We start from the raw sequence: 12,687 nt of genomic DNA, 5'->3' as shown, positions 1-12,687 counted from the left end.
TTCTTACTGCGTTGCGTGGATAAAGTCCGTGATCTCCTGCACCCGCCCCATCTCTTCTGAACGGAAGATATATCCCACATCCCCCAAAGCACTGCTGAAGACCCCCGGTACGCTGAACACATTTACGATCTCGACATTGAAACACGCCATGATTTCTGCATGGCTGTTTCGGTACGGGATGCCGTCTTTGCGACTGGCATAGGTGCAATGGTACTTGCGCTCGTAATCCAGCGTCCGTTCATTATGGACCAACAGGCGGGCCCAGGTGCGGTAGATATCTATGTCGCAGGCGTAGTTGAACATATCGGTTGTAAACCCACCTGGTGGGCGCATGTTGATCTCCAAACCTACATAGTCCTCTCCGCCCTGATGAAAAAATTCGATGTGGAAGAAGCGTTCGCGCGCCTCGAAGGCTGCAACGCAGCGTCGTCCCAGCTCTTCCAGGCGGGGTGGAATTTCCCGAAGTGAGGTGTAGCTGATGTGTCGTCCCTCGTTGACCGTTTCCATGATCCCCTGGCTGAAGGTATGCGCCGTGGCGAAAACCAGTTCGCCTTCCCGATCGGCCAGGCCGTCAAAGCTGACGATGGTGCCTTCCACGAAGCCTTCCAGGATATAGTCTGTAGGCATGGGGGCCGCGAAGAGTGCTGCAAGGTCGTCGTCCGAGTTCAGACGAAAGGTATCCAAGGCCCCCACGCCGGCATCGGGTTTGGCAACCACCGGGTAACCGGTCTCGGCAATGAGGGCTTCGGCCTCGGCAAGGTCATTGACCACCCGGCCGGGGGCAACCGGCACACCCGCCTGGCGGAAACGTTTCTTCATTTCCGACTTGCGTCGGATGGCATCGATCTGGTCACCACGAATCCCCATGATGTTGAAGTCGTCCCGCAAGCGCGCCTCGGTGGCCAGCCAGTATTCGTTGAGAGATTCACACCGGTCGAGTTTTCCGTACTTGTGCGTGAAAAACCCTAAAGCGCGTACCAGTTGATCATAGTCGTGCATATCGTCCACACGGTAATACTCGGTGAGGCCCTCTCTAACGGTAGGGCTAAGGACTTCGTAAGGAGCGTCGGCAACGCCCAGGACCATGGCCCCGGCAGTTTTGAGCTGACTGCAAAAGGCCGCATAGTGTTCTGGGAAGTGAGGGGACAAAAAGACAATGTTCATGGCGTGTCCTCAATTGGTACGCCGTTTAGGGCGATTTCTGGACATGTGCGGTTACTATCGGGATCGTCAAATGCAAAAAATGAGACTGTTCGCGGTTCTGTCAATACATAATAAGGAATATAGATTGTCCCCTTTTTGTTCCTTTTTGTTAAAATTTCGCAGCGGCTTCCCGAAGGTTCTTCTGAGCTGGATCGCTGAACCAACAATCAAGGAATTCATCGTTTTTGGATTGGTAGTATTCTTCATACCTTTTTTTTATCCGTTCAACTTTGTTGGCTTTGGCGGCCGAGAATGCCTGGTTTGGAAGGTTTGCAATCCGGGAAAGACGGTCCAGCGTAAAGTCTTCAAGTTCATCTGCTGAGCCGATTACATCGACCAGACCGACAATTTTGGCATCTGAAAAAGTCATAAACTCGCCGCTGTAGATCATATGCGTAGCATAGCGATTGCCGATGATGTGACGAAGCATCATATCTGCCAGGTAGGGGACCGGAAGACCCAGTTTCACTTCGTTCAGGCCGATCTTTTTGTCTTCGGCTGCCGCGTATCGGTAATCGCATGCCAGCGCGAGAATATTACCGCCAGCTACTGCATGACCGGACAGAGCGCAAACTGTAGGGATGGGAACAGTAAACAGTTCCATGCACAAATGATTGAACCTTTCAAAAAAATTGCCCATTGCTTGTCTATCCAACGTCAACAGTTCAGGCAGGTTGAAGCCGGCACTAAAAAATTTATCCCCGCCACAAAGTACTAATCCGCTTGCGACACCTTTTATCTCAACTAGTGCCTTTGATAACTCATCAACCAATTTCGAACTGATTGGATTCGCACGACCACTGTTCAATCGTAGGATCGCGATATGATCCCGAAGTTCTTTTATTACTGTTTCCATAGGGACTCCTTTCGAAATGGTATCAACTGAAATTATTCCAATAAAACAGAAAATGCCAGTGAAACCTTGTTTTGTCAATTTGTTAGTAAAATTAGGGACATCCATAAATATATAAATTGACAGAACCAGAGCCAACTTGTAAAAAGACACACATGCCCCGTCAATCCCGCATCGATGCACCCGGCGCGCTTTACCACCTGATCATCCGTGGTATTGAACAAAAGTCTATTTTCAAAGACGACGCGGATCGAAATGAATTTATCGAAAGATTCGAGTCGATCTTTTCGGAGACCAGCACGCCCCTGGCCGCTATCTCATCGAATTCCCACCAGTATCTCTTTACGATCTCAATGCGAGGCAAACGACCCTGAAAGACCTTTGCAGCCTTGAAATCGACGAGTCGCGAACCTTCCAGCCAGCCTGTGTCGGCTGCTCGAAAACGGAATCCGGAAGGGCGATCATCGATCGAATCAACGCCATTTTGTTGAAGGAACGAAAGACCGAATCCTTTCGTCAAAACATCGAGAGATGGCTCGACAAAGATACCATACGGAGCTTTCGCGAGGTATATGACAAGGCCTTTTTGTCCCAGTCTCCATGACCTTCGATACGCCGCCTAGTCTTCTTCTGTTTTGCCAGCCGACCGTAAAAGAAGAGATTTTCAACAATACCGGCAACCGCAAACGGTTTCTATACACACCTTATTGTCAGTAGAATCATTGAGTGGATGTGAGTGTTATTTTTTACGTTGAGAGGATAACGCAAAGCATGTGGGGTATGTCGGTAGGTTGCGGATTAGACGGTCTGAATAAAATCCGAAAACACGCAGAACTCAAGACGCCGCTGGCGGGCTATTGCAATCAGGCCGTGTCGGCAATCCTGGTGATCATGCAGGCAGGATTCGGTCAGGCATCGGGGCAGGGCGCTGCCGGCTAACCTCCCAATGCCTGACCGGTTGTCATTTTCTCAACGGGGCTATCGGACCGCCACGGCGATACGATAGCAGCGAAGGCAGCGGTCCGCCTCGGCAATGGCCTGGCTGAGGCTCAGACAGCCCTCCACTTCACTGAAATCGTCGATCCGCGTTTCGGCGGGCAGGACCGGCGGGTGGGCGCTGTGGGTGATGCCGCAGAAGGGGAATTTCTCATCCGGCTCGAATACGCCGCTGCCATTGACCAGGGTTTGCAGGACGTCCGGCACGGTCGGCTGGCAGGAGCCGCCTTCGATGTATTGAGAAATATATTTGGCGGCCTTCTTCCCTGCGGCCAGGGCGGCGATGAGCGTGGCCGGGCCGGTGATGCAGTCCCCGCCGCCGAAAACGGAGGGGGTGCGGGTCTGGAAGGTCATGCGGTCGACGATGAGGGTTTTCCAGGCCGTCAGGCTATTTTCTTCGGGGAGCACACAGTCCACCACGCAGATCTGTCCCACCGCCGGTATGATCGCATCGCATTCGATCACGAAATTGGAGCCTTCCACCGGCACGGGTCGACGACGGCCGGATTTGTCCGGTTCGCCCAGTTCCATGCGCTGGACCTCCAATCCGGAGACTTTCCCGTCGGTGTGCACGATGCTGACGGGCGCGACCAGATAATGGAATTTGACCCCTTCCTCCTTGGCCTCCACGATTTCCTGAGGATCGGCCGGCATTTCGGCCTCGGTGCGCCGGTAGAGCAGGTTCACATCGGTAAAGCCGGTGCGCAGGGCCGAGCGGACACAATCCATGGCCACATTGCCGCCGCCCACGACCACCAGCTTTTTCCCCTCCACCGGCTGCCGGCCCCGGGACACTTCGGCCAGGAAATGAATCCCGGTCAAAAAGCATTCGTACCCGGCATCCTCGCCTTCGCAGCGCATCTTGGAGGATTCCGGTGCGCCCACGGCCAAAAATACGGCTTTGTATCCCTGCTGGCCCAGCTCCTCCACGGTGACGTCTTCGCCGACATTCACGCCATAGCGGATCTCGGCGCCCATTTCTTCCACCCGGGCGACCTCGTAATCCATGATATCTTCGGGCAGCCGATAGGAGGGGATGCCGTAGGTGGCCATTCCGCCGGCCCTTTCCTGGGCTTCGAAAATCGTGGTCCGGTAGCCCATGGTCCCCAGATAGTAGGCACACGCCAGCCCCGCCGGGCCAGCGCCGACGACGGCCACCTTATCGGATTTGAACTCGGCGGGCGGCTGCTTTAACGGCTTGGCGCCGGTGCGGATCTCGTTGTCGGCCAGAAACCGTTTCAGGGCGCGGATGGAAATCGGCTCGTCCAGCAGCCCGCGCCGGCAATTCTGCTCGCAGGGGCGAACGCAAACCCGGCCGATGGTGCCCGGCATGGGGCAGTCTTCCCTTACGCGCGCAAGGGCCTCGTCGAATTGTCCCATGCGGATGCCTTCGACGTATGCGGGAATATCGACGTTGGAGGGACAGGCACTGATGCAAGGTGCCGTAACTGTCGCTTCGACCAGCTGCGGTTCGCTGCGGCGTTTTTCCTTCACCGCAGCGGCGAATTCGTCGGCATAGCGGTCCATGATTTCCAGGGTCGGCGGGGCCAGGCATCGGCCCACACCGCAGCGGGCCGATTCGGAGATAAAGCATGCCAGCCGACGGACCTCAGCCAGGTCATCCGGTTGTCCCTGTCCTTCGCAAATCCGGTTCATGATCAGGTTCATCCGCTGGGTGCCTTCCCGGCAGGGCGTGCATTGTCCGCAGGATTCCTGGGCCACCTTTTCGATATAGGCGCGCAGCAGATCCACTGGATCAACGCTATCGTCCCAAACCACAAGACCTTTCCATCCCAGCAGCGCTTTGAAAGGGGCAAGCTCGGTAGGCGCATCTGCATGTTCCCCAATCAGGTTCATCAGTTGGTCGGACCACCCTTCCCACGTGGACAGTAACGGCTTTTTCATGGGGCACTACCTTTCCCTTTAATATTAATCATCTATGAGCCAGATTGTTGCTCCGGATATGTCTAACAAAAACCATTGCGCGTTACAAGGTAGAAAAAAGGGGAAAATAAAGCGTCGTTGCGGGTTAGCATCCCTCCAGCAACCGGATGCTGCCTCCGCTGGCGTCGGCCAGCGCCGTGACCAGGGTCTGACGTTTGGCCCGATCGATCTGCAGCCGAATGTCCAGGCCGCTGTCCGTGTAGGTTTCCGCGAGTTTGATCGCGCCGAACTGGTCGATGATGGCGTACAGGGAGCCGATATGGTCGAACCCGACCTGCAAGTGAACTTGCGCCTTGGGGACGATTCGCTCCAGTTTGGCCTGCTGCAGGCATTTGGCCGCGCATCCGCCGTAGGCGCGGGACAGTCCGCCGGCGCCCAGTTTGATCCCCCCGAAATAGCGGACCACCACCACCACGACCCCATCGATGTCCTGCTTTTCGATGGCGTTCAAAATCGGCCTGCCCGCGGTTCCCCCGGGCTCGCCGTCGTCGGAAAATCGGTATTCCTGGCCGATGCGATAGGCCCAGCAGTTGTGCGTGGCCCGAGTTTCGCGCACCTTTTCCAGAAACGCCATGGCCGCCTCGGGACTGGAAACGCCGGCGGCCTTGACGATGAAACGGCTTTTTTTGATCTCCTCTTCGTAAAGCGCTTCCTGGCTCAAGGCAAACATGGACGGTTCCGGTCGATTAGGGATTTTCGTGATCGTGGCGCGGCTCTTCGTAGGCATCCACCAGATCCTGCCAGGCGCTCTTGTAAACGTTGACGGCGTCGGCCAGCCAGGGGATGATCTCGGCGGCCACGGTGTCATAGCGCCTGCGGTCCATGGGGTTGACGTTTTCGTGGCGGGTGGCTTTCAGATAGGCTAGAGTCTCCAGGGCGAAGGCCATGCGTTTTGCTCGTTGCGGGGTCGGCGGACGGTAGCGGTGGTCGGCGCGAAGGCGTTCCACCTTTTTGGGGTCCGGCGGCAGGAGCGTCAGAATATCTCCCGTGCCCGCGCAAAGGTTGCGATGGGCATTTTTGAGCCGTTCCAGAAGTTCTTCGAGATCCGGTCGGCTGCGGGCCACGGTGTCGGCGACTTGGCGGATTTCGCCGGGCAGTTCCCGTTTTCCGTACTCCACCTCCGTCTGGAAAAGACAGGAGAATTCCAGGTCCCGGGTGCCTTTCATCCCGCTGCCCTCAATTTGCCGGCGGATGTCGGAAAAGCGGAGGCAGTCCGTGGTGCAGATGTGCAGCATCTTGTCGGTCAGGATGTCGTTGAGAATCCGGGTGGAAGAGATCTCGGGAGCTTCGAGACGTTTTTTCAGCATACCGCAGGTCCGTTCAAGGCAGTCGTCCATGAGCGATCGCATGAAGAGCGGTCCCTTGATACGGATCCGGGCCGATCGCCTTTTGAGGCGCTTGGCAACAAAGTAGATCCCCACCAGCAGCCATGCGATGACCAGCATGGGCAGCAACGGTCCGTAAGGGCCCAGGCGGTGTAAGGCTCCGCTTTGATCCAGGACCGAGTAGGTGATGACGATAAGCACCAGCCCCAAAAAGATGGTGGCCGCCACCGGGTTGACGGCAAATCCGTTTTCATTGACCGTCAAACGACGAAGTGGCGCGAGGCGTGGATAAAGACGGGAAAGGCTCGTTTGCATCGCTTTCGCAGTGATTCTAACTGGCCGCCCGATCACGGCCCGGCTATTTGGACGGGGGCATAATTTTGAGGGTTTCCCGCTCTTCGGACAACTGCTGGGATTCCGGCAAAAGCGGTTGCTTCTGGCTGATCAGCTTGCCGTTCTTGTCGATGACCGTATCGTCTTCCATGATGAGAAAACCGAGTTTGTCCATGACGTCGTTGCGGTAACGGTACTCGTGCTCCATATGCTTTTTGCTGAGTTTGTAATTGCTCACGATCCAGGCGATGCCGAAAATCAGGCCCGCCGCCAGCAGCACGCCGCAGGCGATCAGGCTGTATGTGACCATTTTCTCCCCGGCATTGAAGATAAACAGGAAAATGGCGTCCAATTTGTAAAACAGCACCGTGCAGGCGACCAGGGTGAACAGCGCCGGCAAAAAGGGCACCTTTTTCATGTGGGTGAGAAAGAGGTTGAACTGAAACAGCTTGGATCGATTTTCGTCCACATCCGCGCCCATCACCCCATCTTCGCCCGGAACCGGCGTGTTGCCGAAAATGAAGTGGTTGAAGCCCAGGATGAAAACGCCCAGCAGGAAGGTGATGGCTACCGGCGTGATAAAGGACACATAGAAGTAGAACTTCCAGGGGAAGGGGCCTTTTTCCGGGCCCAGATTGCCCAGAAAGCATACCAGGAAAATCAGGATTTCGACGGCGATAATGAACCACAGGTAATTGATGAAAAAGCTTTTGAGTTCAACTCCGTCGAAAAGAGTGGCCAATCCGGTATGTTGTTTGTCTTTTTTTTCGGTGCTCATTTGAATTCACAAAATATCCGGGATGAGGTCTCCGACTGAAATGGAGATCCGTATTCAACATATGTCGGCAAAAGCATCAGAAAATAATGCTATTAAAACAGTCGGAAACTGTCAAGCCGCGATTAGGGAGAGGGTGAAAATGGCCAGGTTGCCGAGCGTGTGGATTGCGATGGGCGTCACCAGGCTGCCGCTGGTATGATAGGCTATGGCGAAGACCACGCCGCCTAATATCTGGGTGACAGGAATGGTCGGCAAGTGCAAGGCGGCGAACAAGAGGGTGGAGATCAGGATGGCCGCAATAAGTCCCCAGCGTCGCAGGTATCCGAAAATCAACCCGCGGAAGACCGCTTCTTCGGCCGCCGGTGCCACGATTCCACCCACGAAGAAAAAGAGCGCCTTGTCCGCCGGGGACGCCGGCAGCGGCGAGCGGATCATGGCAAGGGGATTTTCGCCGGCCATGAAAAGGCCCAGAAACATCAGCCCGGCGGCCGCGGCGAAACCGGCCGACCAGATCAACCCGTGTCGAATGCCTGGGACAAGGGTGATGCGGTCCAGTCCCAGCATTTGCCATCCTCCGGTTTGCCTGCGGGCCAGGATTAATACCGCGGCCAATTGCACCGTCCGGGTCGCGGCAATCAGCCAAAGCCGGGGCAGCGGAACAACGGCAGCCAGGGCGGTGGCCGCTGCCTCTGCGACGACCACGGCCAGCAGCGATTTCAGTAGAAAAGCTGTGGAGATTCGGGCTGAACCCATCCCAGTGTCCTCAAGGCGCGATAGGCGTACATCTGGATGTACCAGTGGGAAGAAGCGTCGATGCGTTTGACGATTTCGGGGATCGCTTGCCGATCCTTGCGCTGCCCCATGGCCCACAGCGCCTGACAGGCCACAACGGGGACCGGGTCGTCGGCAAGGTCGAGCAGCATGGCGCGGGCGCCCGAACGTTTCGAATAGGCCAGGCTGCGGGCCAGCCAGTAGCGTACGGCCACATGGGGGCTTTTTTCGAGCCCCTGTTTCCGGGCCTGCCTGAAAACGTCCCGCCGGTCATCGCAGGCCTGCCGCAGGGCCGCAATGCGTGCGGTGGCCGAAGCGGCGGAAAGGGCCGCGGCGGAATCCTTGGCTGCCAGGGGAGCGGAATGTCCCTGGTAGACCGGTACCAGCAGGATGCCGCCCACCAGGATACAGACGACGGCCGCGATGACGTTGGACAGGTTGACGGTCAGAAAAAGATCCGGCAGGCAACTCAGCAGGCTGAACAGGAATGCAAACAGGACCAGCGGGAAGCCCAGCAGCAGGCAGGTCAGGGTCAGTTTCCGGAACATGCCGTCGCGGTCAAGTTCCCGGGAATAGCGGGTCAGCACCTCGTCGGGACGGGTGAGCAGCTCTTTTTCGGAAACCTGAAACACGGTTCGATGCCCACTGATCAGATCCAGTTGCATCGACTCGCTGTTCCGGGCAATGGTCAGATCGGGCGGATGGCCGGCCGCCACGGGCAGATAGTCCCGGGAGCGAAGCTCACGTTCGAGTTGCGACCGAAGGGATCGGGGCAGGGAACGGTCCAGCACGCAGGTGCGGATCTGTTTTTGCTCCAGGGATTTGAACGCCTCGGCCGGGAAAAGGGTATAGGCGTAGTAGGCGGCGGTGACGGCCTGCCCGGCTCGGTTGCCCAGCAGCAGATGGTCGCGGATATTGGTGAACATGTGACGGTCCATCACCATTCCCCAGAGCAGGGCCAGAACGATGGCGGCGGATACCGGCCACAAGACGCCCAGGGGGGAAAGCAGGGTCGTTCGGGGCGGCAGCAACTGGATGGCTGCGACGGCCGTCACCAGCGGCACCACCACCCAGTAGGTGGTGGCCACCAGGTTCCAGCCGTTGCCGTTGACGACGATCAGTCCGCAGGCCCACACCAGCAGACAGGCGAAAGTGGCTTTGACGCGGCGCTGGAAGGCCCGGTCCCAGAGCCATACGGCACCCAGGGTGGCCAACGAGAGGCCGGCACCGATGCTCAGGGTAAAAAACAGCCCCCCGGCCATGGCGGTGGCCAGCGAACCGAGCCGCTGGGCGACAACGGCGTTGGGAACGACCAGGTAGCCCGCGCGCATCACCGTCTCGGTGGTCTGCAGCAGGTCCAGATTGGAGAGGTAGACGTGGGCGGTGGCCACGACCTGAGCGCTCAGCAGGCCGATGAGAAGGACGGCCGGTGCAAAGAGGCGGCGTTTCATTTCGTGTTGGACACCTTCGCGGATTCTGTGATAATGAGCAAAACCGTTCGGTTTGAAAAACAATCGATTTTACTATTCATGCATATCAGTTGAACCGACAAGAATCAACAACAGGAGGAAAACGCAATGAGAGAGGTCGTCATTGTCAGCGGAGCCAGGACTGCAGTGGGATCGTTCGGGGGGTGCCTGAAGAGTGTCCCGGTGGTGGATCTGGGTGCCACCGTCATGAAGGAAGCCGTGAAAAGAGCCGGCATTGCGCCCTATCCCAGCGACGCCCTGAAGGCGGCGGCACCAAAGGCCTTGAAAGACCAGGGGATTATCGAACTGGAAAAAAATGCCATGGACTGGTCCGACGATGCGCTCAAGGTATCCATCGATGAAGTCATCATGGGCAATGTGCTCCAGGCGGGCCAGGGCCAGAACCCCGCCCGGCAGGCCATGATTCGCGCCGGGCTTCCCAAGGAGACGCCGGCCTTTTCCATCAACAAGGTTTGCGGCAGCGGCCTGAAGGCCATCGCTTTAGGGGCTTCTGCCATCATGACCGGGGAGTCAGATGTGGTGCTGGCCGGCGGCATGGAGAACATGAGCCTGGCGCCCATGGCACTGCCCAAGGCCCGCTGGGGACATCGAATGGAGCTTACCGGTACCGGCGACATCTACGACCTGATGGTTTTCGACGGCCTGTACGAAATTTTTTACGGATACCACATGGGAATGACCGCCGAAAACATCGCCAGCCTTTATAATATCAGCCGTCAGGAACAGGACGAACTGGGCGTTCTCAGCCACAACCGCGCCCGGTCCGCCATCACCGGGGGGCTGTTCGCCGAAGAAATCGTGCCCGTGACCATCAAGTCCCGCAAGGGGGACATCGTTGTGGACACCGACGAACGCCCCATGGACACCAATATGGAAAAAATGGCCAAACTGAGACCGGCGTTTAAAAAAGACGGCACCGTGACGGCCGGCAATGCCTCGGGTATCAACGACGGTGCGGCCGCCGTTCTGCTGATGAGCGCCGAGAAGGCTGCCGATCTGGGGCTGGAGCCCATCGTCAAAATCAAAGCCTTCCGCTCCGGCGGTCTGGATCCGGCCTACATGGGACTGGGACCGGTTCCGGCCGTCAATAAGCTGCTGGCCGCCACCGGCATGACCCTGGCCGACATCGACATGATCGAACTCAACGAGGCCTTTGCCTCCCAGGCCATTGGCTGCATGCGTGAACTGGACATCGCCACTGACCGCCCCAACGAACTGGGCAGCGGCATCTCCCTGGGCCACCCCATCGGCTGCACCGGCGCCCGACAGATGGTGACCGCCATGCATCACATGAAACGAAAAGGCTATTCCACTGGCCTGATCACCATGTGCATCGGCGGCGGCATGGGGATGGCGATGGTGGTCGAAAAGTGATTTTTTTCTTTACTTTTTCATATGTTATTGATAGAGAAAGATCGCTTAAGGCAAACGGAATCAACGCTCTGGCCAGCGATGGCGCAACACCGGCTTAAGGAGACGGTCGAGTATGGATATCAGCAGAAAATTGGGTATTCTGGTGTTTACCATGGTGCCTGCCATTATCGGCGGCGGCATTATCTACGGTATGGCCGGCAGCTACGTACCGGTCGTTGTCTATGAGATACTGCTCTACCTTTTCGCCGGTGCCATCGTCAGCAAGTAAGCCGTCGTTTCTCTTTTTCAACGGCAATTTCGACCGACATCCGACCGTCCGAGTCTGACGCGTTCGTTATCATTTCTGCGCAAATGCCTCCTCTTCGTTTAGCCAAGGCGTTTGCGCAGATTTCGTTGGGCCCTGTGCCGGTAAACCGAAACACCGCATCCGAATCGCGAAAATAACTGCCGGCCGTCCCTTTGAGGCGGCCTGTTTTACCGCAACCCCCGATTTTCCGTTGGCCGGTTGCCGCCGCGGCCGGATTCCGGAGGAGCCATGGAGGATCGGACCTCCCAAAATCGGATACTTTGGTTTTTTCTGGCCTGTTTTATCATCTCCATCTATCTCATGGGGTGGTTGCTGTCGCCCTTTTTTTCCATCATCGTTTTGGGGGCGGTGGTCACCGGCGCCTTTTACCCGGTCTACCGCAAGATCGCGTCCTTTGAGAAAATCGGTCCCGGCATGGCCTCTTTTCTGACCTGCATGTTGATTTTTTTCATTCTGTTCGTTCCTATTGTCTTCTTCGTCGGGGTGCTGACCCAGGAGGCCTACGAACTGGTGCAACTGGCCAGGAGCCCGGCCCTGTCCAGCTTCGTTACCGCCCATTTTACCAACAGCGCCATGCTGGAACGCATCAATCCGCTGCTGGCCAATATTGACATCGAAATTACCGGTGAGGAACTGAAAAACACCATTTCCGATATCGGCAGGGTCGTGGGCCTGTTTCTTTACGACCAGGCCCGGGCCATTGCCTCCAACACGTTCTCTTTCCTGGTCAATTTTTTTCTGATGCTGCTGGTCATCTTTTTTCTGCTCATCGACGGTCCGAAACTGGTGCGATTTCTCATGGATCTGTCCCCCTTGCCCGAGGAGCAGGACGAGCGGCTGATTGAAAAGTTTAGTGGCATGGCCGGCGCCATCCTCATCGGCAACGGCCTTTGCGGCGTCATTCAGGGGTTGGCCGGCGGCACGTTGTTCTGGATTTTCGGCCTGCAATCGGCTTTTCTTTGGGGCGTCATCATGGCCCTTCTGGCCTTTTTGCCGATTATCGGCATCGGCGTGGTGTTTGTCCCAACCGTCATTTTTCTTTTTTTGAAAGGACGCATCGGCACCGGACTTTTTTTTCTGATATTTTATCTGTTGCTGTCCGGTGGCGTGGAATATATTCTGAAACCCAAGGTGGTGGGAAAACGGGTTCAGATGCATACCCTGCTGGTCTTTTTGTCCATCATCGGCGGGCTGAAGCTTTTCGGCATCTTGGGCATTATCTACGGGCCCCTGATCGCCACCGCCTTTCTTACATTTACCGAGATTTACCACAGCAGTTACCAGAATTTGATCGAACACTCCCAACCCTGACC

The 12,687-nt window shown here is 56.8% G+C and carries 13 protein-coding genes; 5 read left to right on the top strand and 8 right to left on the bottom strand.

All coding sequences use genetic code 11. The features are described 5' to 3' along the window. Window positions 1–3: 3 nt before the first annotated feature. Together GN111_RS09650 and GN111_RS09645 are read right to left on the bottom strand one after the other, a co-directional pair. A complete protein-coding gene (locus GN111_RS09650; RefSeq protein ID WP_155303562.1) occupies window positions 4–1,164 on the bottom strand; it encodes an ATP-grasp domain-containing protein in 1,161 nt (386 codons plus the stop codon). Between the two features lie 148 nt (window positions 1,165–1,312). Continuing rightward, window positions 1,313–2,059: an enoyl-CoA hydratase/isomerase family protein gene (locus GN111_RS09645; protein WP_170302202.1), complete on the bottom strand. Its 747-nt coding sequence runs from the start codon at window positions 2,057–2,059 to the stop codon at window positions 1,313–1,315. 152 nt (window positions 2,060–2,211) lie between these two features. Between GN111_RS09645 and GN111_RS33515 the strand changes: the two genes are divergently transcribed. After that, window positions 2,212–2,430 carry a hypothetical protein gene (locus GN111_RS33515; protein ID WP_176603284.1) on the top strand — a complete coding sequence of 73 codons (219 nt, stop codon included), beginning with the start codon at window positions 2,212–2,214 and terminating at the stop codon, window positions 2,428–2,430. 406 nt (window positions 2,431–2,836) lie between these two features. Continuing rightward, the gene (locus GN111_RS09635) at window positions 2,837–2,995 is read left to right on the top strand and encodes a hypothetical protein (protein WP_155303560.1); all 159 of its coding nucleotides are present in this window, start codon (window positions 2,837–2,839) and stop codon (window positions 2,993–2,995) included. 39 nt (window positions 2,996–3,034) lie between these two features. Here GN111_RS09635 and GN111_RS09630 read toward each other — a convergent pair whose 3' ends face one another. The 6 genes from GN111_RS09630 to GN111_RS09605 all read right to left on the bottom strand — a co-directional run bounded on the left by GN111_RS09630 (window position 3,035) and on the right by GN111_RS09605 (window position 9,654). Continuing rightward, window positions 3,035–4,957 carry an FAD-dependent oxidoreductase gene (locus tag GN111_RS09630; protein ID WP_155303559.1) on the bottom strand — a complete coding sequence of 641 codons (1,923 nt, stop codon included), beginning with the start codon at window positions 4,955–4,957 and terminating at the stop codon, window positions 3,035–3,037. Between the two features lie 124 nt (window positions 4,958–5,081). Next, window positions 5,082–5,666 carry an IMPACT family protein gene (locus GN111_RS09625; protein ID WP_155303558.1) on the bottom strand — a complete coding sequence of 195 codons (585 nt, stop codon included), beginning with the start codon at window positions 5,664–5,666 and terminating at the stop codon, window positions 5,082–5,084. Between the two features lie 16 nt (window positions 5,667–5,682). Next, window positions 5,683–6,636 carry a hypothetical protein gene (locus GN111_RS09620; RefSeq protein ID WP_155303557.1) on the bottom strand — a complete coding sequence of 318 codons (954 nt, stop codon included), beginning with the start codon at window positions 6,634–6,636 and terminating at the stop codon, window positions 5,683–5,685. 43 nt (window positions 6,637–6,679) lie between these two features. Then, complete coding sequence (locus GN111_RS09615) at window positions 6,680–7,432, bottom strand: hypothetical protein (RefSeq protein WP_155303556.1); 753 nt, start codon at window positions 7,430–7,432, stop codon at window positions 6,680–6,682. 111 nt (window positions 7,433–7,543) lie between these two features. Continuing rightward, a complete protein-coding gene (locus tag GN111_RS09610) occupies window positions 7,544–8,185 on the bottom strand; it encodes a CPBP family intramembrane glutamic endopeptidase (RefSeq protein ID WP_155303555.1) in 642 nt (213 codons plus the stop codon). Then, window positions 8,149–9,654 carry a HEAT repeat domain-containing protein gene (locus GN111_RS09605; protein WP_155303554.1) on the bottom strand — a complete coding sequence of 502 codons (1,506 nt, stop codon included), beginning with the start codon at window positions 9,652–9,654 and terminating at the stop codon, window positions 8,149–8,151. Before GN111_RS09605 ends, GN111_RS09610 begins: the two co-directional genes overlap by 37 nt. Window positions 9,655–9,780: 126 nt before the next feature. Between GN111_RS09605 and GN111_RS09600 the strand changes: the two genes are divergently transcribed. The 3 genes from GN111_RS09600 to GN111_RS09595 all read left to right on the top strand — a co-directional run bounded on the left by GN111_RS09600 (window position 9,781) and on the right by GN111_RS09595 (window position 12,685). After that, window positions 9,781–11,067 carry a thiolase family protein gene (locus tag GN111_RS09600; RefSeq protein ID WP_155303553.1) on the top strand — a complete coding sequence of 429 codons (1,287 nt, stop codon included), beginning with the start codon at window positions 9,781–9,783 and terminating at the stop codon, window positions 11,065–11,067. A 112-nt stretch (window positions 11,068–11,179) separates the two neighbouring features. After that, the gene (locus tag GN111_RS33350) at window positions 11,180–11,335 is read left to right on the top strand and encodes a hypothetical protein (RefSeq protein WP_170302201.1); all 156 of its coding nucleotides are present in this window, start codon (window positions 11,180–11,182) and stop codon (window positions 11,333–11,335) included. A 267-nt stretch (window positions 11,336–11,602) separates the two neighbouring features. Then, on the top strand, window positions 11,603–12,685 hold the full coding sequence (locus GN111_RS09595; protein WP_155303552.1) for an AI-2E family transporter: 1,083 nt from the start codon (window positions 11,603–11,605) through the stop codon (window positions 12,683–12,685). Window positions 12,686–12,687 lie beyond the last annotated feature (2 nt).

The sequence above is a fragment of the Desulfosarcina widdelii genome, assembly GCF_009688965.1.
In the GTDB taxonomy this organism is placed as follows: Bacteria; Desulfobacterota; Desulfobacteria; order Desulfobacterales; family Desulfosarcinaceae; genus Desulfosarcina; species Desulfosarcina widdelii.
This window is presented reverse-complemented; position numbering and strand designations above follow the sequence as displayed.

Excerpts from the sequence above, each read along its gene's own strand:
- GN111_RS09610 (WP_155303555.1), bottom strand. The coding sequence starts at position 8,185 with ATGGGTTCAGCCCGAATCTCCACAGCTTTTCTACTGAAATCGCTGCTG.
- GN111_RS09605 (WP_155303554.1), bottom strand. The coding sequence starts at position 9,654 with ATGAAACGCCGCCTCTTTGCACCGGCCGTCCTTCTCATCGGCCTGCTG.
- GN111_RS09645 (WP_170302202.1), bottom strand. The coding sequence starts at position 2,059 with ATGGAAACAGTAATAAAAGAACTTCGGGATCATATCGCGATCCTACGA.
- GN111_RS09595 (WP_155303552.1), top strand. The coding sequence starts at position 11,603 with ATGGAGGATCGGACCTCCCAAAATCGGATACTTTGGTTTTTTCTGGCC.
- GN111_RS33515 (WP_176603284.1), top strand. The coding sequence starts at position 2,212 with ATGCCCCGTCAATCCCGCATCGATGCACCCGGCGCGCTTTACCACCTG.
- GN111_RS09635 (WP_155303560.1), top strand. The coding sequence starts at position 2,837 with ATGTCGGTAGGTTGCGGATTAGACGGTCTGAATAAAATCCGAAAACAC.
- GN111_RS09625 (WP_155303558.1), bottom strand. The coding sequence starts at position 5,666 with ATGTTTGCCTTGAGCCAGGAAGCGCTTTACGAAGAGGAGATCAAAAAA.
- GN111_RS09620 (WP_155303557.1), bottom strand. The coding sequence starts at position 6,636 with ATGCAAACGAGCCTTTCCCGTCTTTATCCACGCCTCGCGCCACTTCGT.
- GN111_RS33350 (WP_170302201.1), top strand. The coding sequence starts at position 11,180 with ATGGATATCAGCAGAAAATTGGGTATTCTGGTGTTTACCATGGTGCCT.
- GN111_RS09630 (WP_155303559.1), bottom strand. The coding sequence starts at position 4,957 with ATGAAAAAGCCGTTACTGTCCACGTGGGAAGGGTGGTCCGACCAACTG.
- GN111_RS09615 (WP_155303556.1), bottom strand. The coding sequence starts at position 7,432 with ATGAGCACCGAAAAAAAAGACAAACAACATACCGGATTGGCCACTCTT.
- GN111_RS09650 (WP_155303562.1), bottom strand. The coding sequence starts at position 1,164 with ATGAACATTGTCTTTTTGTCCCCTCACTTCCCAGAACACTATGCGGCC.
- GN111_RS09600 (WP_155303553.1), top strand. The coding sequence starts at position 9,781 with ATGAGAGAGGTCGTCATTGTCAGCGGAGCCAGGACTGCAGTGGGATCG.